This window comes from Achromobacter sp. NCFB-sbj8-Ac1-l (assembly GCF_052695805.1).
The window spans coordinates 5,005,228-5,026,907 of record NZ_CP199812.1 but is presented as its reverse complement, the minus strand read 5'-3'; the positions used below and the strand labels follow the sequence as shown (position 1 = coordinate 5,026,907).

26 protein-coding genes and 1 pseudogene are annotated in these 21,680 nt (G+C 68.6%); 10 read left to right on the top strand and 17 right to left on the bottom strand.

Annotation, left to right across the window (positions count from 1 at the left end):
• Positions 1 to 60: 60 nt before the first annotated feature.
• Positions 61 to 546, bottom strand: a complete 486-nt coding sequence (locus ACUDP5_RS23075) for a GNAT family N-acetyltransferase (protein ID WP_263911607.1) — start codon at positions 544 to 546, stop codon at positions 61 to 63.
• A gap of 214 nt (positions 547 to 760) precedes the next feature.
• On the opposite strand from ACUDP5_RS23075, the gene ACUDP5_RS23070 reads away from it, so the two are divergent.
• The 3 genes and pseudogenes from ACUDP5_RS23070 to ACUDP5_RS23060 all read left to right on the top strand — a co-directional run.
• Positions 761 to 1,708: a DnaJ C-terminal domain-containing protein gene (locus tag ACUDP5_RS23070; RefSeq protein WP_263911608.1), complete on the top strand. Its 948-nt coding sequence runs from the start codon at positions 761 to 763 to the stop codon at positions 1,706 to 1,708.
• Between the two features lie 2 nt (positions 1,709 to 1,710).
• Complete coding sequence (locus tag ACUDP5_RS23065) at positions 1,711 to 2,025, top strand: chaperone modulator CbpM (RefSeq protein WP_263911360.1); 315 nt, start codon at positions 1,711 to 1,713, stop codon at positions 2,023 to 2,025.
• A 15-nt stretch (positions 2,026 to 2,040) separates the two neighbouring features.
• Positions 2,041 to 2,127 (top strand): annotated as a pseudogene (locus ACUDP5_RS23060) (glutathione S-transferase family protein); the annotation flags it as partial.
• Between the two features lie 154 nt (positions 2,128 to 2,281).
• Here the strand turns inward: ACUDP5_RS23060 and ACUDP5_RS23055 are convergent.
• The 4 genes from ACUDP5_RS23055 to ACUDP5_RS23040 all read right to left on the bottom strand — a co-directional run bounded on the left by ACUDP5_RS23055 (position 2,282) and on the right by ACUDP5_RS23040 (position 5,962).
• Complete coding sequence (locus tag ACUDP5_RS23055) at positions 2,282 to 2,929, bottom strand: DsbA family protein (protein ID WP_445657286.1); 648 nt, start codon at positions 2,927 to 2,929, stop codon at positions 2,282 to 2,284.
• A 75-nt stretch (positions 2,930 to 3,004) separates the two neighbouring features.
• A complete protein-coding gene (locus ACUDP5_RS23050) occupies positions 3,005 to 4,480 on the bottom strand; it encodes an inorganic phosphate transporter (RefSeq protein WP_263911364.1) in 1,476 nt (491 codons plus the stop codon).
• Between the two features lie 191 nt (positions 4,481 to 4,671).
• Positions 4,672 to 4,797, bottom strand: coding sequence for a hypothetical protein (locus ACUDP5_RS23045; protein WP_255358783.1), 126 nt, complete (start codon positions 4,795 to 4,797; stop codon positions 4,672 to 4,674).
• Between the two features lie 40 nt (positions 4,798 to 4,837).
• Positions 4,838 to 5,962, bottom strand: coding sequence for a D-alanyl-lipoteichoic acid biosynthesis protein DltD (locus tag ACUDP5_RS23040; protein WP_445657285.1), 1,125 nt, complete (start codon positions 5,960 to 5,962; stop codon positions 4,838 to 4,840).
• A 194-nt stretch (positions 5,963 to 6,156) separates the two neighbouring features.
• Between ACUDP5_RS23040 and mog the strand changes: the two genes are divergently transcribed.
• From mog to ACUDP5_RS23025, 3 genes are read left to right on the top strand one after another with little or no spacing between them, the layout of a single operon-like run.
• Entirely contained in the window at positions 6,157 to 6,807 is a 651-nt protein-coding gene (mog, locus tag ACUDP5_RS23035) for a molybdopterin adenylyltransferase (RefSeq protein ID WP_445657284.1), read from the top strand.
• A 41-nt stretch (positions 6,808 to 6,848) separates the two neighbouring features.
• Positions 6,849 to 7,196 carry a hypothetical protein gene (locus ACUDP5_RS23030; protein WP_025137363.1) on the top strand — a complete coding sequence of 116 codons (348 nt, stop codon included), beginning with the start codon at positions 6,849 to 6,851 and terminating at the stop codon, positions 7,194 to 7,196.
• A gap of 17 nt (positions 7,197 to 7,213) precedes the next feature.
• On the top strand, positions 7,214 to 8,077 hold the full coding sequence (locus ACUDP5_RS23025) for a peptidoglycan DD-metalloendopeptidase family protein (protein WP_445659205.1): 864 nt from the start codon (positions 7,214 to 7,216) through the stop codon (positions 8,075 to 8,077).
• A 36-nt stretch (positions 8,078 to 8,113) separates the two neighbouring features.
• On the opposite strand, the gene ACUDP5_RS23020 is transcribed toward ACUDP5_RS23025, so the two are convergent.
• From ACUDP5_RS23020 to ACUDP5_RS23000, 5 genes are all read right to left on the bottom strand, one after another.
• Positions 8,114 to 8,443, bottom strand: a complete 330-nt coding sequence (locus tag ACUDP5_RS23020) for a hypothetical protein (RefSeq protein ID WP_263911371.1) — start codon at positions 8,441 to 8,443, stop codon at positions 8,114 to 8,116.
• A gap of 163 nt (positions 8,444 to 8,606) precedes the next feature.
• Complete coding sequence (gene infA / locus ACUDP5_RS23015) at positions 8,607 to 8,870, bottom strand: translation initiation factor IF-1 (RefSeq protein WP_006221179.1); 264 nt, start codon at positions 8,868 to 8,870, stop codon at positions 8,607 to 8,609.
• Positions 8,871 to 9,401: 531 nt separating this feature from the next.
• A complete protein-coding gene (locus ACUDP5_RS23010) occupies positions 9,402 to 9,941 on the bottom strand; it encodes an SRPBCC family protein (protein WP_263911375.1) in 540 nt (179 codons plus the stop codon).
• Positions 9,934 to 10,299 carry an ArsR/SmtB family transcription factor gene (locus ACUDP5_RS23005; protein WP_263911377.1) on the bottom strand — a complete coding sequence of 122 codons (366 nt, stop codon included), beginning with the start codon at positions 10,297 to 10,299 and terminating at the stop codon, positions 9,934 to 9,936. Before ACUDP5_RS23005 ends, ACUDP5_RS23010 begins: the two co-directional genes overlap by 8 nt.
• Positions 10,300 to 10,352: 53 nt before the next feature.
• A complete protein-coding gene (locus ACUDP5_RS23000; RefSeq protein ID WP_445657283.1) occupies positions 10,353 to 10,784 on the bottom strand; it encodes a GFA family protein in 432 nt (143 codons plus the stop codon).
• 194 nt (positions 10,785 to 10,978) lie between these two features.
• Between ACUDP5_RS23000 and phnC the strand changes: the two genes are divergently transcribed.
• The 3 genes from phnC (at position 10,979) to phnE (ending at position 13,703) form a co-directional block, all read left to right on the top strand.
• A complete protein-coding gene (gene phnC / locus ACUDP5_RS22995) occupies positions 10,979 to 11,821 on the top strand; it encodes a phosphonate ABC transporter ATP-binding protein (protein WP_445657282.1) in 843 nt (280 codons plus the stop codon).
• Positions 11,822 to 11,851: 30 nt separating this feature from the next.
• Positions 11,852 to 12,835 carry a phosphonate ABC transporter substrate-binding protein gene (gene phnD / locus ACUDP5_RS22990; RefSeq protein ID WP_445657281.1) on the top strand — a complete coding sequence of 328 codons (984 nt, stop codon included), beginning with the start codon at positions 11,852 to 11,854 and terminating at the stop codon, positions 12,833 to 12,835.
• A 73-nt stretch (positions 12,836 to 12,908) separates the two neighbouring features.
• On the top strand, positions 12,909 to 13,703 hold the full coding sequence (gene phnE, locus ACUDP5_RS22985) for a phosphonate ABC transporter, permease protein PhnE (RefSeq protein ID WP_445657280.1): 795 nt from the start codon (positions 12,909 to 12,911) through the stop codon (positions 13,701 to 13,703).
• Positions 13,704 to 13,766: 63 nt separating this feature from the next.
• Here the strand turns inward: phnE and ACUDP5_RS22980 are convergent, their stop codons facing one another.
• From ACUDP5_RS22980 to ACUDP5_RS22970, 3 genes are all read right to left on the bottom strand, one after another.
• Entirely contained in the window at positions 13,767 to 14,270 is a 504-nt protein-coding gene (locus ACUDP5_RS22980) for a GAF domain-containing protein (protein WP_445657279.1), read from the bottom strand.
• Positions 14,267 to 15,238 carry a Bug family tripartite tricarboxylate transporter substrate binding protein gene (locus ACUDP5_RS22975; protein ID WP_263911384.1) on the bottom strand — a complete coding sequence of 324 codons (972 nt, stop codon included), beginning with the start codon at positions 15,236 to 15,238 and terminating at the stop codon, positions 14,267 to 14,269. The genes ACUDP5_RS22980 and ACUDP5_RS22975 overlap by 4 nt, the downstream gene beginning before the upstream one ends.
• A 71-nt stretch (positions 15,239 to 15,309) precedes the next feature.
• Positions 15,310 to 17,145 (bottom strand): gamma-glutamyltransferase family protein, encoded by a 1,836-nt coding sequence (locus ACUDP5_RS22970; RefSeq protein WP_445657278.1) that lies wholly within the window; start codon positions 17,143 to 17,145, stop codon positions 15,310 to 15,312.
• A 120-nt stretch (positions 17,146 to 17,265) separates the two neighbouring features.
• Between ACUDP5_RS22970 and ACUDP5_RS22965 the strand changes: the two genes are divergently transcribed.
• A complete protein-coding gene (locus tag ACUDP5_RS22965) occupies positions 17,266 to 18,234 on the top strand; it encodes a LysR family transcriptional regulator (RefSeq protein ID WP_445657277.1) in 969 nt (322 codons plus the stop codon).
• Here ACUDP5_RS22965 and phnN read toward each other — a convergent pair.
• The 4 genes from phnN to phnF form a co-directional block, all read right to left on the bottom strand.
• The gene (gene phnN / locus ACUDP5_RS22960) at positions 18,199 to 18,777 is read right to left on the bottom strand and encodes a phosphonate metabolism protein/1,5-bisphosphokinase (PRPP-forming) PhnN (protein WP_445657276.1); all 579 of its coding nucleotides are present in this window, start codon (positions 18,775 to 18,777) and stop codon (positions 18,199 to 18,201) included. The two genes, ACUDP5_RS22965 and phnN, sit on opposite strands and share 36 nt — an antisense overlap.
• The gene (locus tag ACUDP5_RS22955; protein WP_445657275.1) at positions 18,774 to 19,517 is read right to left on the bottom strand and encodes a DUF1045 domain-containing protein; all 744 of its coding nucleotides are present in this window, start codon (positions 19,515 to 19,517) and stop codon (positions 18,774 to 18,776) included. The genes phnN and ACUDP5_RS22955 overlap by 4 nt, the downstream gene beginning before the upstream one ends.
• Positions 19,518 to 19,519: 2 nt before the next feature.
• Entirely contained in the window at positions 19,520 to 20,716 is a 1,197-nt protein-coding gene (locus ACUDP5_RS22950; protein WP_445657274.1) for an alpha-D-ribose 1-methylphosphonate 5-triphosphate diphosphatase, read from the bottom strand.
• Between the two features lie 83 nt (positions 20,717 to 20,799).
• Positions 20,800 to 21,522, bottom strand: coding sequence for a phosphonate metabolism transcriptional regulator PhnF (gene phnF, locus ACUDP5_RS22945; protein WP_263911394.1), 723 nt, complete (start codon positions 21,520 to 21,522; stop codon positions 20,800 to 20,802).
• Positions 21,523 to 21,680 lie beyond the last annotated feature (158 nt).

The window sequence follows — 21,680 nt, the reverse complement described above, 5'->3', positions numbered from 1 at the left end:
GGGATGTCCTTTGCCAGGGGGGGCGCCGCGGCGGCGCCCGGTAGGGGAATCGTGGGCGGCTCAGGCGGCCAGCTTCTTTTGCCAGAACATGGCGCGGCCGGTGTCTTCGTCCAGCGAATAGCCTTCAAAGCCCAGCTTGCGGTACAGGCCCTGTGCGACGTCGTTGCCTTCCAGCACTTCCAGCGTGATCTTGCAGCAGCCCATCTGGCGGGCGCGGGTTTCCAGCGCGGCCAGCAGCTGCTTGCCCACGCCCAGGCCCTGGAAGCGCGGCGAAACGGCCAGATCATGCAGGTTCACCAGCGGACGGCAGGCGAACGTGGAAAAGCCCTCCAGGTAGATCGCCACGCCAGCCGCCTGGCCGTCGACCCGGGCCAGCAGTGCGTGCGCGGTGGGGCGGCGGGCCAGTTCGCCGATCAGGTTCTGACGAGCGTAGTCGGGCAAGGGCGAATTGCCGCCCATGGGGCCGCTGGCGTATTCGTTGAGCATGGCCAGCACTTGCTCGCCGTGTTCCGGGTGGTTGAAGTCGACGTCGATGATTTCCAGCACGATCGGTTCCTGTTCGTTGGCGGCGGCCTGGCGCAACGGGCGCGGGGCCGCCGGCCCGGTCTGCGCGACCGGACCGCAGCCTGCAATTATGCGCGAAGCGGCAAACTTGGTGAATCGCATTGAAAAATCGGCCGCCAGCCCCTATCTTCTTTGTATTCAGGGCCGAATCCGGCGCGAGCCGCCTTTGGCTGCAACCCCAACCATGGGCTGGAAAATGGAGTTCAAGGACTACTACAGCATTCTTGGTGTGGAGCGTGGCGCCTCCGAAGACGAGATCCGGCGCTCCTACCGCAAGCTCGCCCGCAAATACCACCCCGACGTCAGCAAGGAAAGCGACGCCGAGGCGCGCATGCGCGACGTCAACGAAGCCTACGACGTGCTGCGCGACAAGGAAAAGCGCGAAGCCTACGACAACCTCGCGGCCGGCGTATCGCCCGGCGGCGGCTTCCAGCCGCCTCCCGGCTGGGACGAAGGCTTCGAATTCCACCGCGGCGCGGCGCCTGGCGACGAAGCCCAGTTCAGCGAATTCTTCTCGTCGCTGTTCGGTGGCCGCGGCCGCCGCGCGGCGGGCCAGGGCGCGCAGCAGGAATTCCGCGCCCGCGGCGACGACCATCACGCGGCCATCGAGGTCGACCTCGAAGATGCGCTGAAGGGCGCCACGCGCGACATCAGCCTGCGGTCCATGCAGGTCGATGACCAGGGCCGCCCGCAAATGCAGACGCGCACGCTCAGCGTGCGCATTCCGCCCGGCGTGCGCGAAGGCCAGTTCATCCGCCTGGCGGGGCAGGGCATGCCCGGCTATGGCGGTGGCGAAAACGGCGACCTGTACCTGGAAGTGCGCTTCAAGCCGCACGCCCGCTACCGCGCCGAAGGGCGCGACCTCTACATGACGCTGCCGGTCGCCCCCTGGGAGGCGGCGCTGGGCGCCAAGGTCAATGCGCCCACGCCGGGCGGCACCGTCGAAGTCGCCATCCCGGCCGGCTCCGGCAACGGCCGCAAGCTGCGTCTGCGGGGGCGCGGCATTCCGGGTGATCCGCCCGGCGACCTGTACCTGGTGCTCGAGCTGGCCCTGCCGCCGGCCGACACCGAGGCCGCCAAGGAGGCCTACCGCAAGCTGCAGCAAGACCTGCCGTTCAACCCGCGGCGCCACCTGGGGGTCTGATCATGAAGAAACTCGTCATCACCAGCGCCACCGTGGTGGGCAAATCGCAACCGCTTACGGCCGACGACCTGGCCCGCGCCTGCGGCGCCGAAGTGGAATGGGTCGCGCAACTGGTCGAAGTCGGCATCGTCGAGGCCGCCGGGCAGCAACCCGCGCACTGGCGCTTCTACAGCATGGACCTGCAACGCGCGCTGGACGCACGCCGCCTGGAACGCGATTTCGGCGCGGGCCTGGATGCCGTGGCGCTGATCCTGGACCTCAGCCAGGAAGTGCGGCGCCTGAAGGCGCAACTGCGTGCGCTGGGCGGCAGCGACTAACCCAGGAGACCGACCATGCTGACCCTCTATCACGCGCCGCGCTCGCGGTCGTTCCGGATACTCTGGCTGCTGGAAGAACTGGGCGTACCGTACGACACCGACTCGGCCTATGCCGAACGGCTGGCGGCGCGCCCGGCGATGCATCGCGCCTTGCAGCGCGACGGAGACATCGGCGAGTCCTGATGCCCGGCCACGCAGGCCGCCTGGAGGGTTCTGGCCGAACCGGGTTGGCGCAACGGGCCTTGCCGGGCGGTGTTTACTTCAGCCGCTCGCGCAGGTCTGCCTGCCATTGCGACGGGCGGCCCAGGTAGCGGCCCGGTTCCAGCAGCGTATAGGCGCCGTTCATTTCCAGCGCCAGCGTCGGAAAGCCCGAGCCGCCCACCCGCGTCAGCAGCGCCCGGCTGTCGGCGATGTGGCGCGCGGTGGCCTCGCCGTCGGCTTGCGCATACGCGGCGCGGAAGGCCTCGGCATCCAGCCCGATGTCTTCGGCCAGCCCTTGCAGTTCAGCGGGGTCGGCGATGCGCAGGCCTTGCACGTAGTGCGCGCGCTGCAGCCGCTTGAGCAGGTCCAGGCCGCGGCCCGCCAGCGTCTGCGCGGCCAGGACCGCGGTGGTGGGCGGGGCCGAATCGAACACTGCACCGTGGTCGCGCAGCAGGCCGTCGCGATAGTCCACGCCGAATTCCTGGCCGGTGAGGCCGGCGATGCGCGCATCGTGCGGCATGACGTAGCGGCGCAGGGCGTCGGTGACCGGCTGGACGTTGCTGCCGGTCATCATGCCGCCGCCGTGGGGCGCGATCGTCAGGCCCGCGATGCCGCGGGCGGCCTCGATCAGCGGCGCGGCGCCATAGCACCAGCCGCAAAGCGGGTCATAGATGTAATGCAGGGTGGGGGAAGAGGTAGCCATGGCGCCATGGTAGTGGCGCGCCCGCGCCGGACATAGCCCGGCGCGGTTGCCAGAGTGTTGCGTCCGCCGCGCGGATCAGCCGGCGATCTGCACGCCGACCCAGAACAGGCCGGCCGCCAGCAGCATCGAGGCGGGCAGGGTCAGGATCCAGGCCAGCAGGATGTTGCGCACCGTGCCTCCCTGCAGGCCGCTCTTGTTGGCGATCATGGTGCCGGCCACGCCGGACGACAGCACGTGGGTGGTCGAGACGGGCAGGCTGAACACATTGGCCAGGCCGATGGCGCCCACCGCCGTCAGCTGGGCCGACATGCCCTGGGCGTAGGTCATGCCCTGCTTGCCGATCTTTTCGCCCACCGTCAGCACCACGCGGCGCCAGCCCACCATGGTGCCGGCGCCCAGCGCCAGCGCCACCGCCACGATCACCCAGAAGGGCGCGTACTCGGTGGTGGCGGTCAGGTCGGCGCGCAGGCGTTGCAGGTCGGTGCGTTCACGGGCCGGCAGGCCTTCGATGCGCGCCACCTTCTTGGCCGTGTCGTCCAGGCACAGCAGGTAGCGGCGCACGTCGATGCGCTTGGCCGCCGACAGGTCGGCATAGTTGCTGACGCCATGCAGGTCGGCCTGCAGCGCGTCGATGGTGGGCAGGGTCAGCTCGGGATCGCAGCGGAAATTGCGCGGCAGGTCCGAGGCCGAGCCGGCGCGCTTGAGCGCCAGGAAGTCGCCCAGCATGGCTTCGTTGCGCTGGTAGAAGGCGGACAGGTGGGTGGCCGCGTCGCGGGTGCGTTCGATCTGGTAGGTGGTGCTATTGGTGTCCAGCACGAAGTTGGCCGGCACGATGCCGATCAGCACCAGCATGATCAGGCCGATGCCCTTCTGGCCGTCGTTCGAGCCGTGCACGAAGCTCACGCCCATCGCCGACAGCACCAGCACCAGGCGGTTCCAGAACGGCGGGTGCTTTTTATTGTCGATGGCGCGGCGCTGCTCGGGCGTCTTGTGCATCTTGGATAGCGGCAGCCAGCGCTTGAGCGCCAGCAACAGCCCGCCGGCCACCAGGAAGCCCGCCACCGGCGACACCACCAGCGAGGCGCCGATGTCGATCGCCTTGCCCCAGTTGACGCCGTCCGCCAGGGGCAGGTCGGTCATCAGGGCATTGGCCAGGCCCACGCCCAGGATCGAGCCGATCAGCGTGTGCGAGCTGGACGCGGGAATGCCGAAATACCAGGTGCCCAGGTTCCAGGCGATGGCGGCGGCCAGCATGGCGAACACCATGGCCAGTCCGCGCCCCGTGTCCACGTTGATCAGCAGTTCCACCGGCAGCAGGTGGACGATGGCGTAGGCCACGCCCACGCCGCCCAGCAGCACGCCCAGGAAGTTGAAGATGCCGGAAAGCACCACCGCCAGGTGCGGCGGCATCGCCTTGGTGTAGATGACCGTCGCGACGGCATTTGCCGTGTCATGAAAGCCATTGATGAATTCGAAGGCCAGGACGAATGTCAGGGCCAGCGCAAGGCTGAGGCCGACCCAGAGGTCTAGGCCATGGAAGAGGGAGAACATGGAGGGCGGGGAGAGGTTCCGGCGAGGCCCAGATTATTACAGATTTGTGACCTGTCCCTGGTTGCTTGGCGCAACTTCGACGGCATGGTGGACACGCCTCGCGGCGGGGGCGAGCGGCCCTGCGACCGGCGGCCCTGGCGCCCAGGGCGCAGTCCCCTTGGCCCCCTGCGCGCGCGCCCCCGGGCAGGCCCCTAGAACTTCTGGTACTGGAACTCGATCTCGATCGGCTTGCCCAGGTTGGCCGAGGTGTCGGCCTGGATCATCATGACGGCCAGCAGCCCCAGGTACAGCAGGCACAGCCACAGGGTTTTCTTCATCGCGGGCCCTCCTTGGCGGGCTGGGGAGAAAAAAGGGGCATCATGGCCGGAACATCTCGGCGATGCGCTGGTTGACCCGCAGCCAGCCCAGTTCGCCCAGGTGCTGCACGTCGCGCAGGGTGCCGACCTCGTAGGGGGCACCGTACATGTCCATGCAGGTCATGGCGTAGCGGGCGCACAGGGCGTTGACCTCGTGCTGGATCGGGGTGAAGCGGTCCAGGTCCTTGAACACCAGCGGGTGCAGCGGCTGCATCACGAACAGCGCGTTCACGCCGTGGTTGCGCAGCAGCTGCATCAGCGCGGCCAGCTCGCGCAATTCGTCCTTGCCGGTCAGCGGCTGGGGCTGGAACGCGGTCTTGCCGCCCGCCGGCACGGCTTGCAGGTATTTGTCGAAGAAGTCGTCGCGCACCGCATAGCGGTTGCGGGCCATTTGCGCCTGCTCGGCGTCCTGCGCCTCGCGCGCCAACGCGTCCCAGTCCACCACGCGGGCGGCAGCGCCCGGGCCGGCCATTTCGTTTTCCGGAGCCGGGGCGGCATACGCGGGCGCCCACAGGTCCACCAGCCGCTGGCGGAACACGTACGCCTGCTCGGCGGCCATGGACCAGGCCACGCGGGCATCGCCCTTGTCGTGCAGCCAGCGCGCGACCTGTTCGCGCCCCTCGGGCTGGCGCAGCAGGCGGGGCAAGAGAGGATTGGCGTGTTCGCGGAATTCGTCCGGCCCCAGGCCGCCGTCGCCATCGAACCAGCCCGGCGACACCATCACCACCACCCGCGAGGCGGGCGACAGGTCGTCGGCCAGGGCGGCCAGCACCAGTTGCATGCCCAGCGATTGGAAGCCGGAATGGCCGTAGGCCATGACCGGCATCTGCAATTCGTCGGCCAGGAACCGGTACGGCACGAAACGCAGGTCGGTGCTGGTGAGTTCGGACGAGCCCAGCACCACCAGCCGGTCGCCGGTGCGCAGCGCCTGGCTCAGGCGCGACAGGTTGCGGGTCTGGTCCTGCAGGGTGTTGCCCAGGTTGTGGATGTAGACGCCCGCCGAGGCGGCGGGCGCCGGGCCGGTCCGCAGGGCCAGCGAGTGGCAGGCGCCCCAGCCCGCGGCCACGGCAACGGCCAGGGCCAGCGCTGCCGCCAGCGCATGCTGCCCAAGGGTGCGTTTGAACATGAGGAACCAGGAAGGCGCGGCGCGCGTCTCAAGTGAGGGATCGGATTGTGAGCGGATGTTATCCAGGCGCCATGACCGAGACAAGCGCGCAAACCCGAGGGTGCCCGCCGATTCCCCTTTTTGCGACAACCTCTGGCCGAGCCCGCCGCGTCCGCGTCCGGCTGGGCCGCCGAAGAATGCGATAGCATCCTGCCATGACTACCCCTACCCGAATCGCCCGCCGCCACCCCGACGAACTGATCATCGGCCTGGTGTCGATTTCCGACCGCGCCTCGACCGGCGCCTACCAGGACCAGGGCCTGCCCGCCCTGCGCGAATGGCTGGGCGGCGCCCTGGCCTCGCCCTGGCAGGCCGTGGACCGCCTGATCCCCGACGAGCCTGCGCGCATTTCCGAGACGCTGATCGAACTGGTCGATACCTGCGGCTGCGACCTGGTGCTGACCACCGGCGGCACCGGCCCGGCCCGGCGCGACGTCACGCCCGAGGCCACCCTGGCCGTCGGCACCAAGGAAATGCCCGGCTTTGGCGAACAGATGCGCCAGATCAGCCTGCGTTTCGTGCCCACCGCCATCCTGTCGCGGCAGGTGGCCGTCATCCGCGAGCGGCCTTCGCACGCCGCCCTGATCGTGAACCTGCCGGGCCAGCCCAAGGCCATTCGCGAAACGCTGGAAGGCCTGAAGGCCGACGACGGGTCGACCCTGGTGCCGGGCATCTTTGCCGCCATTCCCTATTGCATCGACCTGATCGGCGGCCCCTATGCCGAGACCCATCCCGAGGTCATCGCCGCCTTCCGCCCCAAATCGGCGCGCCGCCCGCAGCCTGCCCCCGGGGGCGCTGCGGTATAGTTGGCCGCCCCCTTTTTACACCTCAGCCAGAGAGCCGTCCCATGAAGGTCCGTACTGCCTTGTCCCTTACCGCCGTCCTGCTCGCCGTGTCGGCCTGCGCCAACGTCAAAGACGTGCGCGACCGCGATCCGGTGTTCTACGGGTCCACCCAGCGCTCGGCCGAGGACTACACCAATTGCGTCGCCTCGGCCTGGAAGGGCATTGGCGTGAATTTCGAGCGCAAGGCGGTGCGCAACGGTTTTGAACTGATCCAGCAGGACAGCCTGGGCGTCGAGGCCGTGCTGACCACCACCACCTGGAAGGGCAAGACCGAAGCCCGCCTGTCCACCCGCATCACGCGGCGCGACCAGAGCCTGATCGAACCGGCCAACCTGTGCCTGCAACAGTGATGCCGCAACGCCGAGACATGCTGCGGCTGGGGCTGGCCGCAGCCGCCGTCTGCCTGGGCCTGCCGGCCCGGGCCCAGCAGGCCGCCGGCCCGCAGGCCGGTTTCATCACCCGCAAGCTCAATGCGCCGGTGCCGGGCGGCGTGGCCGTACTGGCGCTGGGCGACGGCGCCCGCGCGCCCGAAGTCACCTACCGCGACCGCCGCGTGCTGGTGCTGCGCGAAGACGGCAAGCAGTGGATCGCCGTGGTCGGCATTCCGCTGGCGGTCAAGCCGGGCGCGCAGGAAATCTCGGTGCGCGACGGCAATGCCACGCGCCAGGTGCCCTTCACCGTGCGCGCCAAGGAATACGTGGCGCAGCACATCACGCTGAAGAACCCGCGCCAGGTCAATCCGGACCCGGACGACATGAAGCGCATCGAACGCGAGATGGCCGAGCAAAGCGCTGCCAACCGCGCGTATCGCGCGGGCGTCACGCCCAGCAACGTGCTGCTGGACCGCCCGGTCACCGGCGGCCGCCTGTCCAGCCCGTTCGGCCTGCGCCGTTTTTTCAACGGCGAAGAGCGCAATCCGCATTCCGGCCTGGATTTCGCCGTGCCGGCCGGTACGCCGATCAAGGCGCCGGCCGCGGGCGTGGTGTCGCTGGTGGGGGATTACTTCTTCAACGGCAAGACGGTGTTCCTGGACCATGGCCAGGGCTTCGTCAGCATGTTCTGCCACATGTCGGCCATCGACGTGAAGGTGGGCGATGAGGTGCCGCGCGGCGGCCTGGTGGGCAAGGTCGGGGCCACCGGTCGGGCGACCGGCCCGCACCTGCACTGGAATGTCAGCCTGAACGATGCGCGGGTGGACCCCGCGATCTTCATCGGCGCCTTCAAGCCCTGACGTTGCGCGGCGCGCACGGGCGCGCCGGGGCCACGGTCAGGCGGTGACGGCTTGCGCCTGCGGTTCGGGCGCGGCCGGCGCGGTGGCCGGCTGTTGCAGGGCGATGCGGTGCAGCACGAACTGGTGCATGCGCTCGGCATACATCATCTGGTCCAGCATGCCGTGCAGCTGCACTTCCTGCTCATCCAGGCAATTGTCGTACTTGGTCTTGGCTTCGGCGTAGGTCAGGCCGGTGTTGCGCAGGCTGTTGATGAACGCCTCGCGCGATTGATGAAGCAGGCGCAGGCCTTCTTCCCCCTTGGCGAATCGTCTTCGCGTCAGAGAGAGCTGGTCGGCGGCTTCTTTCAATTCCTGTGTCAGATCCATCTTGCTTCGTGCGTGTTCCGCCGGGCCTGGCGGCTGGGCGCCATTTTTTCATGAACCGGGGTCTTCTGCATTACTACGGCAGGGCGCGGGCAAGGTTAAGGGCAAGCCGCGCTGAAGCAAGCGGTGGGGGGCCGGCGCACAGGCCGGCCCGGAGCCGGGCGTTTTAGCGGCGGTATTGCTGGGGACGGTGCGGCGCGGGAGCGCGTTCGTCCTTGTGGCGGAAGTTGATGCGGCCCTTGGTCAGGTCGTACGGCGACATTTCCAGGGTGACGCGATCGCCCGCCAGGATGCGGATGCGGTGCTTGCGGATGCGGCCCGAGGCGTAGGCGCCCACTTCGATGCCGTTGTCCAGTTTGACGCGGTAGCGGCTATCGGGCAGCACTTCGTCAACGATGCCATCCAATTCGATGAGTTCTTCTTTAGCCATTTTCTACTCCTTGATCATTGCGCGCCGCCATGCCGTCGGCATGGCGCGCCGCAGGGGCGGCGGGCGCGTTGGACCTTGATATCCAGGTCCGGCGGTTTGAACGTAAAACGTTCGGGCAAGCGCGGGTAGGGGCCACGGCATCCCGGGTGGATGTCTGAAATGACGGATACTCGCGCCGCGAGGGCGGTGTGCGCGCGATGCGCGGCTTGGTCGCGGTTTGGCGCGGGTAGCGCGTAGCCGGAAGAAGCGGGTTGGAGCGTCTGCTGCAGTGCCGGGCGGCGCGGTTGCTGCAATGCGCTGCGGGACAGTCGTAGGTTTCGCCCAAGAAAACCGGTTGCCGTTCCGACCCGCCACCGCAAGGTTGGCGCGCAGAGTGAAATAAGCCCGGTTTTTGCGGAAAAATCACGGACTTATGTTACTTCAAAGCGCAATATTTAGCCAGTTTTTATCTGCCGCCAGGGCGTGATAGTTGCTATTGAACGACTTCCCCGCGCCAGGCAGGCCTGGCAGGTGCGGGGAGGCAAACCGTGATTAGCGCGCTGGAATGCGGGCCTGATAGTCGGCTTCCCGGCGTTGCAGCGCCGACCAGAACGGGCCCGGGCTGCGCCCGGCCAGGCGGGCGGACAGCACGCCCAGGTGGGTGTGCCAGCCGCCGGCCACGTCGACCATGTCCTCGCGGGTGGCGAGTTTGCGGTGGGTCAGCACCAGCAGGGTGTCATGGCCCTGCGGCGACAGTTCGAACGTCACTTCCGAAGGTTCGCCGCGCGAGCCGCCCCAGGTAAAGGCCAACAGCCGCGGCGGCTCGCAGCGGGTGATGACGCCATGCGTGGTGACCCCGTTTTCGTAGGGCTTGTAGGGGTCGGGCGTGGGTTCGGCGACGGACGACAGGTCGGCGTGCACGAAGCGCAGGGTGACGCCACCGCCTTCGCGCAGGTCCATGTCGCCGGTGGCCAGCCATTGGCCGCGCTTGTCGGATTCGGTCAGGAAGGCCCAGACGCGCTCGACGCTGCCGGGCAGGACGCGGGTGAAGGTCAGGGACTCGGGGCCGGTGACGACGCCGTATTCACTCATGTTGCTCTCCTTGGGGACTGGCCGGGGGCGTGTGGGCGGCGAGCGCGGCGGCCAGCGCGTCCAGCTTGCCGGACCAGAATCGTTCATAGAAGCGCAGCCATTGCATGGCCTCGGCCATGGGAGCCGGTTCCAGGCTGCAGACATGGTTGCGGCCCTTGACGGTGCGCCGCAGCAGGCCGGCCCGTTCCAGCGCCTGCACGTGCTTGGAGGCGCCCGCAAAGCTCATGCGCAAAGGCGCGGCCAGTTCACCGATGCTGCGGTCCCCCTCGGCCAGGCTGCGCAGCATGTCGCGCCGCGTGGGGTCGGCCAGCGCGCGAAAGACGGCATCCAGGGTGGGGGAGGGCATAAGTTCAACCATAGGGTTGAATATATCCCGCTTTTCGTCAGAAGTTCAACCCCTGGGTTGAATATTCAGGTGACCGCGTGCGGCAGCTCCGCGTCAGCGCGCTCGTAGGCCCCGGGGTGTTGGGGCAGGGTGTCGGTGATGTCGAACCACGGCGCCTTGCTGGCCACGTGGCAATGCGCGCCGGGCTTGACGCCCGGATCGTCGTCCAGCGCGCCCAGCGGCAGGCCGTAGATGTCCGGGGTCTGGTCGAAGCGGCTGAGCAGCGGCGTGCCGCAGGCTTCGCAGAAGCCGCGGTAGTTGCCCGGCGACGAGCAGTACCACGTGACGTGGTTTTCCCCCTTGGTCCAGGCGAAGTCCTTGGCCTGGACCGTGGCCCGGCTGCGGAACGCCGCGCCGTGCGATTTGCGACACATGGCGCAATGGCAATTGAGGGCGTCGGTGAGCGGGCCGCTGATTTCGTAGGCAACGCGGCCGCAGAGGCAGGAACCTTTGATCATGATGAGCGCCTGGCGAAGGGGGGATTCCTTGAATATACCCGCGGCCCGCGACCGTGGCGCGACCTTATATGACGGATGTCTTTCAGTCCGTTGCCATGCCCCCATTTTCCGCCAAATGATTCGATCGTCAGGTCATCGCGCTGTCATGCCGCGTAAACAGAATGCGCCCATGAACTACCCAAGGGGATTCGACGATGACAACCGCCATCGAAGTGCAAGGCCTGAGCAAATCCTTCCATCCCGGCGCGCTGGCGCTGGACAACGTCAGCCTGCGCGTGGCCGACGGTGAAATGGTGGCGCTGCTGGGCGCCTCGGGCTCGGGCAAGTCCACCCTGCTGCGCCATCTGGCCGGCTTCGTGGCGGGCGACGCCGGGCAGGGCAGCGTGACCGTCAATGGCCAGCTGATCCAGCGCAATGGCCGCCTGTCGCGCAACGTGCGCGCCGCCCGCGCCGGCATCGGCTTCGTGTTCCAGCAATTCAACCTGGTGGGCCGCCTGCCGGTGATCACCAACGTGCTGACCGGCCTGCTGCCGCGTGTGCCGATGTGGCGCAGCCTGATTCGCGTGTTCCTGCGCGCCGAAGTCCGCCAAGGCCTCGATGCGCTTGCCCAGGTTGGTATAGACGACTATGCATTTCAGCGCGCCTCGACGCTGTCCGGCGGCCAGCAGCAGCGTGCGGCCATCGCCCGCACGCTGGTGCAGAACGCCCGCGTGATCCTGGCCGACGAACCGATCGCCTCGCTCGACCCGGAATCGTCGCGCCGCGTGATGGACACGCTGGCGCAGATCAACCGCACCCGCAAGATGGCCGTGGTGGTGTCGCTGCACCAGGTCGACGTGGCTCTGCGCTACTGCCCGCGAGTGGTGGCGCTGCGCCACGGCAAGGTGGTCTACGACGGTCCGTCGGCCGACCTGACGCCCGCCATGCTGCGCGAGCTGTACGGCTCGGAACTGAGCGAGCTGCTGCCCGAATACACGCCGCCGGTCATGCCGCTGCCCGGCCTGGCGCCGCTTTCCCGACAGGCCTGCGCCGCCTGACCCACCGCCTTCCCACCCGGAGCTTTTCCCATGCTACGCAGAACCTTTTGCGCCCTGATCGCCGCCGCCGCCCTGTCCACGCAGGCCCACGCCCAGGACGCCAAGCCGCTGAACTTCGGCATCATCTCGACCGAATCGTCGACCAACCTGAAGTCGGTCTGGCAACCGGTCATCGACGACCTGAGCCGCGCCGTCGGCGTGCCGGTCAAGCCTTTCTTCGCGTCCGACTACGCGGGCATCATCGAAGGCATGCGTTTCAACAAGGTGCAGGTCGCCTGGTACGGCAACAAGGCCGCCATCGAGGCGGTGGACCGCGCCAACGGCGAAGTGTTCGCCTCGGTGATCGACAAGGACGGCAACCCGGGCTACTGGTCGCTGCTGATCGTCAACAAGGACAGTGACCTGAAGACGCTGGACGACGTGCTCAAGCGCCGCGGCCAGCTCAGCTACGGCGCGGGCGATCCCAATTCCACGTCCGGCACCGCCGTGCCTGGCTACTACCTGTGGGCCGCCAACAAGATCGAACCCAAGACCTTCTTCAAGACGGTGCGGTCGAGCAACCACGAAGCCAACCTGCTGTCGGTCATCAACAAGCAGGTGGACGTGGCCGTGAACAACACCGAGGCGCTGGAGCGCTATCGCCTGAGCACCGGCAAGGACGCCAACGACAGCGTGCGCATCCTGTGGAAGTCGCCGTTGATCCCGGCCGATCCCCTGGTCATGCGCACCGACCTGCCGGCCGACATGAAGACCAGGATCCGCGACTTCTTCGTGAACTACGGCAAGGGCAAGGATGCCGAGCGTGAACTGGCCAACCTGAAGGCGCTGACCTACCAGGGCTTCCGCGCGTCGGACAACCAGCAACTGGTGCCGATCCGCCAGATCGAACTGGCCCGCGAAAAGGCCAAGGTCGAAGGCGACGCCACCATCAGCCAGGCCGAAAAGCAGAAGCAGCTGGCCGAACTGGACCGCAAGCTGGCCAGCCTGGGCCAACCGGCCACGGCCAAGCAGTAACGATGCCGCGCGCGCGGGCGCCTGACCCCCGGGCGTCGGCGCGCGTTCATCGCCCTCTTTACCTGGAAAAGATATGACCCTGGCCGTGCCCTCTTCCCGTTCTTCCGCCGCGCCGCGCTCGTCGCTGCCGGTCCTGCTCGTCTGGGCCGTCGTGCTGGCGCTGCTGGTGATGTCCTGGCGCGGCGCCGACATGCGGCCGCTGGATCTGCTGCGGGACTCCGGCAACATGGCGCAGTTTGCCGCCGACTTCTTCCCGCCCAATTTCCGCGATTGGCGCATGTACCTGGACGAGATGGTCGTGACGGTGCAGATCGCCGTGTGGGGCACGTTCCTGGCGATCGTGCTGGCGGTGCCGCTGGGCCTGCTGTGCTCGTCGAACATGGTGCCGGCCTGGGTCTACCAGCCGATGCGGCGCCTGATGGATGCCTGCCGCGCCATCAATGAAATGGTGTTCGCCATGCTGTTCATCGTGGCGGTGGGCCTGGGCCCGTTCGCCGGGGTACTGGCGCTGTGGGTGCACACCACCGGCGTGCTGGCCAAGCTGTTTTCGGAAGCGGTCGAGGCCATCGACCCGCGACCGGTCGAAGGCGTGCGCGCCACCGGTGCCAACGCGCTCGAAGAAATCGTCTACGGCGTGATCCCGCAGGTACTGCCGCTGTGGATCTCGTATTCGCTGTACCGCTTCGAGTCGAACGTGCGCTCTGCCTCGGTGGTCGGCATCGTGGGCGCGGGCGGCATCGGCACCGTGCTCTGGGAAATCATCCGCAGCTTCCGCTACGCCGAGACCTGCGCGGTGATGATCATCATCGTCGCGTTCGTGGTGGTGATCGACATGGCGTCCTCGCGCATCCGCCGGGCGTTGATCTAGCGGCCGGCACGCCCAGGCGGCGGGCAAGGCGGGGCCGGGGCCATGGCCCCGGCATCTGCTCCGTCAGCCCTGCGGCCCCAGCATGAGAAAGGCGGGCAACGCCAGCAGCCCCGCCAGCCGGGCCGCAGCGATGTCATCGGCCGACAGGGCCTCGCGCGGCATCAGGAAGTTCACGGTGCCCAGGCAGGCCTGGCCATACACCACCGGTACGTTGATGACCGACCGCAGACCCAGTTCGCGGATGGCGTCATGGTCGTTGAAGAATTCGCGGATGGCATCGGTGCCTTCCCCGATGAACAGCTTGCGTTCAAGCAGCACGTGGCGGCCCCAGGCGGTGCCGCGCTTGTCCTTGCTGCCGCCCGGCGGGTAAACCTGCGGATTGGAACTGTACAGGCGCACCACGCGCATGCGCTCGGCATCGTGGCGGTTGATGGTGCACAGCGTGTGGCCCAGCGTGGCGTGGGCATGGGCATCGACCGCGGCGAAGGCGGCCGGCGCCGAGGCCTCGGCGTAGGCCTGCGCCAGGCGTTCCAGGGCCGTATCCACGGCGTCCAGAGGAGCGGTCATTCTGCCGTGATCCCCAGTTCCTTGATGAGCTTGCCGTACTTGTCGGCATCGCGCGCCAGCACCTTGGAAAACTGTTCCGGCGTGGTGTCCATCAGCAGCACGCCCATGTCGGCCATTTTCTTGATGACCTCGGGACGCTTCAGGATGCGGTTGATTTCCTGGTTGAGGCGGGCGGTCAGCTCCGGCGGCATGCCGGCCGGGCCGAAGGCGCCGTACCACACCGACAGCTCATAGCCGGGCAAGGTTTCGGCTACCGTGGGGACGTCGGGCAGCAGCGGCGAGCGCTGTTCTTCGGTGACGGCCAGCAGCTTGAGCTTGCCGGTCTGCACGTGCGGCAAGGTCTGCGTGCCGGCGCTGAACAGCACCTGCGTGCGCCCGGCCACCGTGTCCAGCACGGCGGGCGCGCCGCCGCGGTAGGGGATGTGCATCATCTTCACGCCGGCGGCCTTTTCGAACAGCGCGGCGCTGAGATGGTTGGTGGATCCCTGGCCGGCAGACGCGTAGGCGACGGTGCCGGGGTTGGCCTTGGCGTAGGCGATGAATTCCTTCAGGTTGGACGCCGGCACCGACGGATGCACCACCATGGTGTTGGTCACCAGCGCCAGTTCGGCGATGGGCGTGAAGTCCTTGACCCCGTCGAACGGCATGCTGGAGTACAGCGCCTGGTTCATCGTGTGCGTGCTCATCGAGCCCACCAGCAGCGTATAGCCGTCGGGTTTGGCGCGGGCCACGAAGGTGGTGCCGATGTTGCCCGACGCGCCCGAGCGGTTCTCGACAATGACCGGTTGGCCGAGCGATTGCGTCAGCCCTTCGGACAGCACGCGCGCCAGGATGTCGGTGGACCCGCCCGCGGCCCACGGCACGATCAGGGTGATGGGCTTTTCGGGCCAGGCGGCATGCGCCAGCGCGGGGCCGGCAAGCGCCACGCCCAGGGTGCAGGCGCGCAGCAGTCGTTGGATGAGCTTCATGGTGTTTACCCCTTGCAATGTGGCCGGTCTGGTCGCCGGCTGGATGGAAATGTGTTCAGTGCGGGCAGGATCTAACGGCCGACGGCGTAGCCCTGCATGCCGCGCGGATTGGCGCCGGCGCGCAGCAGCAGGCCGCCACCGGCCGCGGGCTCGCGGGTGCAGGCGCTGATGCGGCCTTCGGACCAGTCCGGCCCCACGCGCACCTCGTGGCCCGCGTCGCGCAAGGCCTGCACGGTGTGCTCCGGCAGACGCGCTTCGACGGTCAATCGGTTCAGCGTCAGCGCGCGCGGCCAGAACGAGCCCGGAAAGTGGTCGATGTGCCAGGACGGCGCCTCGATGGCTTCCTGCAGATTCATGCCCAGGGCGTGGCGCAGGAAGAACGCCACGGTCCATTGGTCCTGCTGGTCGCCGCCCGGCGTGCCGAACGCCATGTAGGGCAGGCCGTCGCGCAGCACCAGGCCGGGCGACAGTGTCGTGTTGGGCCGCTTGCCGGGTTGCAACTGGCCGGGCACGCCTTCATCCAGCCAGGTCATCTGCAACCGCGTGGTCAGAGGAAAGCCCAGTCCCGGCACGACCGGGCTGGACGACAGCCAGCCGCCCGAAGGCGTCGCGGCCACCATGTTGCCGTCGCGGTCGATGACGTCGATCTGGCAGGTGTCGCCCACGAAGATCTCGCGCTCGGCCCATTCGGCCACGGGCGGCAGCGCGGCAAACGTCGGCTCGCCGACGCCGAAGCGCGTATCGGACGCGGCCAGCGTGCGCACGGCCGCGCCCAGATCGGGCAGGTGCGGCGCGCGGCCGCCAGGGCTGCCGGGGCGCAGCGTGTCCGAGGCACGCGCGCCGATCGTGGCGGCGCGTGTTCGGGCGTATTCGTCGCTGAGCAGGTCGGCCAGCGGCACGTCGACGAAGTCGGGGTCGCCATACCAGGCGGCGCGGTCGGCGAAGGCCAGCTTGGCGGCCTCGGCCACGCCGTGCACGAACTGCGGCGAACAGGGGTCGGTGCCCAGGTCCAGGTGGCGCAGCAGCGCCAGTTGCTGCAAATGCGCCGGGCCTTGCGACCAGATCCCGCACTTGGCCACGGTGTAGCGGCCATATCGGACCGTGGCCGGCTCGTCGTAGCGGGCGCGCCAGTCGGCCAGGTCGGCCTTGCGCAGCAGGCCGCGGTTGCGCTGGCCGGTAGTGTCGCGCACTGCCTCGTGGGTGTAGTAGTGGTCGATCTCGTCGGCCACGAAGCCGCGGTACCAGACGTCCAGCGCGGCATCGATGCGGCCGCGGCGGTCGGTCGAGGCGGCATGCGCCTCGTCCAGGATGCGGGTGTAGGTGGCGGCGATGGCCGGCGTGCGCATCAGCGCATCGGGCGCGGGCACGCGGCCGCCGGGCAACCACACGGCGGCCGAGCTGGTCCATTCGTCGCGGAACAGGGCCTGCACCGCCAGGATGGCCTGCGTGATGCGCGGCACCAGCGGAAAGCCGTTGCGGGCGTAGTCGATGGCCGGTCGCAGCACGTCGGCCAGTTCCCAGGTGCCATAGTCGCGCAGCAGGGTCAGCCAGGCGCCGAACGCACCGGGCACCGTGGCGGGCAGCAACCCGATGCCGGGTACCAGGTCCACGCCCAGGCCGCGAAAGTAGCCGGGCGTGGCCAATGCCGGCGCGGGGCCCTGGCCGCACAGCGCCCGCATGCGGCCTTCGGCTTCGCTCCAGAACAGGATAGGCACTTCACCGCCCGGGCCGTTCAGGTGGGGTTCCACGATCTGCAGCGTGAAGCCGCCCGCGATCGCGGCGTCGAACGCGTTGCCGCCACGTTCCAGCACGCTCATGGCCACCTGCGAGGCCAGCCAATGCGTGGACGAGACAACACCGAAGGTGCCGCGGATTTCAGGTCGGGTGGTGAACGTGGGGGTGGACATGGGCGGTCGAGGCGGCAGGGGCTGGGCGGCGGTGAACGGCCCCAGTATAGGGTCGTGAAATAACTGCAAAACCCTTTATTGGCATAATTGAATAACCATAAGGTTATAGGAATGCGCGTCGTGACCTGGGACCCCTCCCGTCTTGCCAGCCGCCTCAAGCAGCGCCACCTGGTGCTGCTGGCCAACATTGCCCGGCATGGCACGCTGACCCGCGTGGCGGCGGCTACGGGTATCAGCCAGCCGGCGGCGACCAAGGCGCTGGCCGAACTGGAAGATATTTTCGGCGCGCCGCTGTTCCTGCGCACGGGCCGCGGCCTGCAGGCCACGCCCCTGGGCGAGCTGGCGCTGGTGCGCGCCCGCCACCTGCAGAACGATCTGGACGTGTGGGCGCGCGAAGTCGCCGCGCTGCACGATGGCCGCGCCGCGCACCTGCACGTGGGGGTGGTGCCGTATGTGTCGAGCGCGCTGCTGACCGCGGCGATCAGCCGGCTGCACCAGCGCCATGGCGTGACGCTGACGTTGCACCGCGCCACCACCGACCACCTGGTGCCGATGCTGCGGCGGCACGAGCTGGACTGCATCATCAGCCGCGCCACCTCGACCGTGGCGTTGGACGACCTGAGCCACCGGGTGCTGTACCGCCAGCGGCCGCGCCTGATCGCGCACAGCCGGCTGGCGCAGCGCCTGGCCCGCCGCAAGCCGGACTGGGCGGGGCTGGCCGAGATGGATTGGGTGCTGCCGGCCGCCAACACGCCGACGCGCCAGCTGATCGTCGAGCATTTCATCCGCGCCGGCCTGCGTTCGCCGTCGCCGGTGCTGGAGGCCTATTCCACCGACGTCATCGAAGGCATGCTGAGCGCCAACGATGCGCTGATGTCGGTGGTGCCGGAAGACATTGCGCGCGAGATCTGCCAGCGCGGCAAGCTGGGCATGGTGCCCTGGGATTTCGGCTGGGAGTTGCCGCCGATCAACCTGATCCGGCGGCGGCGTGAACAGGCGCTGGCGGCGGAAGACCGGTTCTCGGAAATATTGCTGGAACTGTGCGCGCTCGCGTCAGACGGCCAGCCTGTCGCGGGCGATATCCAGTAGTTCTGCCGCCGCGGCTTCGGGGGCGCCGTTGTTGCCCACCCGCAGCAGGCGGCAGCCCTCGGGCACGCCGAAGTCCTGCGCCGCGCGCGCCAAGCGCGACGCAATCTGTTCAGGCGTTTCACGGCCGCGTTCGGCCAATCGCTGCGCGAGCTGGGCGGGGTCGACCGTGATCTCGACCGCCGTCAGGGCCGGATAGCGCTGGTACGCGTCGGCCAGATGCGCGCGCGAGCCGTTGATGATGACCGCCGCGCCGCAGTCCAGCCAGGTATCGACCTCGATGCCGATGCCGTAGAAGAGGCCATGGCTGGCCCAGCGCAGGGCGAAGCAGCCCAGCGCGGCGCGGCGCGCGAATTCCTCGACGGTCAGGCGCAGCGCGTCCTCGGTGGCGCCGCTGTCGCGGGTGATGTAGCGGTGCGCCACCAGCACGGGTTCGTCGCCGCGCAGGCGGGCGCGCATCAGTCGCAGCAAGGTGTCCTTGCCGCTGCCCGACGCACCCATCAGGTAGACCAGGCGCGCGCCGCTGGCGGGGGCGGGCGGGTTCATGCCGCGGCCGGCCCTTGCAGCCAGGCGGCGCCGGCGGCATCGGTGTGCGTACCGTCGAAACCGTAGTGGCGCGCGGCGATGAAATCCGCGCCCGCTTCCGGCTGTACGTAGACGCTGACGCCAGGCACCGGCATGGCCTGGCCCCGCAACGGGTCGGCGAAGGCGGCGATCGCGGCCTGCGCCTGGGCCAGTGCGGCGCCTTCCAGCTTGCCGGTCAGCGTGATGTGGAAGGTGAAGGTGTCGAACACATACGGGTAGCCCCAGCGCGCCAGCATGGCCTGCTGTTCGGGTGGCAGGGTGTGCGGCTGGCGGCGGGCCAGTTCGTCCGGTGTGGGCGGAGCGCGCAGTTCGTCCAGCCCGCGCACGGCGGCCGCGGCCAGCGCGTGGATGCGGGCGTGGCCGTCGCTGTCGTGCGCGGCGACGCGCCAGGCCAGGAAGCCGCGCAGCGGTTCGCATTCCAGCTGGAGGGCGAACGCGCTGTCGCCTTCGGCCAGCCGGCGCGCGGCGGCGTCGACGTCTTGCGGCGCGGTGCCGGTGCGCAGGCGGAAGGGCGGCTTGAGCGTGGCGTGCAGGCCGTAGTGACGCGGCGCGCGCGTCCAGTCGGAGGCGGCTTCGGGCTGATCGGGCAACGGCGGCAGGGCCGCGCCGGTGTCCGCGCAGCGGCCCAGCCAGCGGCTGCCCAGGTCGCGCCAGGGGCCGGTGGGGGCCAGGTACAGGGCGTAACGGTGAGCCAGCGGCATGATCAGGCCGCCATGCGCTGGCTGTGGTCGTCGCCGAAGGCGCGGGTGGCATAGCGCAATTGTCCGCCCACGATCGCGGCGCAGACGCGCGGCAGGCCGGGCACCTGGTCGTCCACCACGATGGCGTCGGCGATCAGGCCGGGGGCCAGCATGCCGCGGTCCTGCAGGCCGGCGGCGCGCGCCGGGTTCAGCGACACCAGGTTCCAGGCCTGCTCCAGCGGCAGCACGCCGTCGTGCGCCAGCCGCATGACGGCGGCCAGCGGCGCCGGGTAGTAGTAGTCGGACGTGAGAATGTCGCACAGGCCCGCGCGGATCATCTCGGTGGCGCTGGGGGCGTTGGTATGGCTGCCGCCGCGTACCACGTTGGGCGCGCCGAACACCACGGAATTGCCCAGGTCGCGCGCCACGCCGGCGGCTTCGCGCGTCAGCGGGAATTCGGCCACGCCGCAGCCCAGCTGGTGGTAGTAGCGCCGCGTGGCGGCGTCCGGGTCGTCGTGCGAGGCGACCTTCAGGCCGGCCGCTTGCGCGCAGGCGGTCAGCTCGCGCATGGCGTCGGCCACGGAGTCGGCCGCGCCCATCGCCTGGCGGATGCGTGCCTGGAAGGTGTCCAGGTCGCACTCGGCGCGATCGGCGTACTGCAGCAGCTTGCGATCGTCGCCCAGGCGGCGCGCCATGCTGGGCAGATGGTCGTTCAGCGCCACGAAGCGCACGCGGCCGTCGCGGATCCATTGCTGGGCGGTCTCGACGCCGCCCACGTGGTGGGTCTCGAAGCGCAGGTGCACGTAGTGGCGCGCGCCCATGACGTGGCGCAGGCGTTCCAGCGCGTCGAACATGCGTTCGGCGTAGACTTCGCCGCGCAGGCCGCCTTCCCACGACAGCGTCACGCCGTGGAATTCGGTGGTGATGCCGTTGGCCAGCAGTTGGCGGTCGACGTCGAACAAGGCGCCGTCGTAGGGGAAGGTGACGCCGGGCCGGGGCATGATGGCGCGTTCGAAGGCATCGCCGTGCAGGTCGACGATGCCGGGCAGCACCAGCAGGTTGCCGGCGTCGAACCAGGACGCGCCGCGCGCGGCCGAGCCGCCGCCGTCGTCGATCAGTCCTGCGTGAAAGCGCAGGCTGGCGTGCTCGATGCCGCGAGGGGTCAGGATACGTTGGCCTGTGACACCGGCCAGGGGCGAGGGGGCGTGTGTGGGGTTCATGACTGGGACGTTAGCGTTGTTGCATTACAACCAGATGTCTAGATGAGTTGGGCGGCACTGCCGCGACCAGGGCCGCGGGGAGTTCAGGTTTCGTCGGTCACCATCAATTGCACCAGGTCGCCGACGAAGCGGGTGATGCTGTATTGCAACGGCGCGCCCGCCTGGTCGATGTTCAGGGCTTCGACCTGCAGGATCGGGCGCGTCTTGGGTTGCCCCAGCAACCGCGCCACTTCCGGCGAGGGCAGGGCGGCGGTAATGCGCGACCACTTGCGGGTGTAGTCGCCGATGCCGTAGTGGGCATAGACTTTGGACACCGATTTCAAGGTGGTCAGGCGGTCGGCGAAATCGGGAAAGCGCTTTTCGTCGAAGTAGTGTTCGGACGCGCTGATGGGGCGGTTTTCGGCCTTGCCCACCAATTGCACGCGCAACAGCGGCGCGGTGCGCGCCAGGCCCAGGTGCTTGGCCACGTCGGCCGCGCGCAGGGTCTGGCTGCCCAGGGTTTCCAGGTGGCCCAGCACGCCCTGGCTGCGCAGGTTTTCCGAAAAGCGGGTGCGCTTGCCGATCGCGTAGTCGATGGCGTGTTCCTGCACGAAGGTGCCGCGGCCCTGTTCGATGCGCACCAGGCCGCTTTGTTCCAGTTCGCCCATGGCGCGCCGGATGGTGTGGCGGTTGACGGAAAACTTGGCGGCCAGTTCGGGCTCGGACGGCAGTTGTTCGCCCGCCGTATAGAGCTTGTTGCGGATGTCGTCCGCCAGTGACTCGCCAATCTGCCGCCACACGGCAATGCCGGAACCTCTTTCAACCATGGGATGTGCTCGCGCTGTCATATCAGCTTCATCAAGAATGGCTGTGATTGTGCACCAAGCGGCGGGCGCGGGATAGGCGATGCGTCCCCGCCGCAACTGTCATCAAAAATTCACGCCAGGCTGTTGAACTTCGTTCTGAACGCGATCATACTCCATCC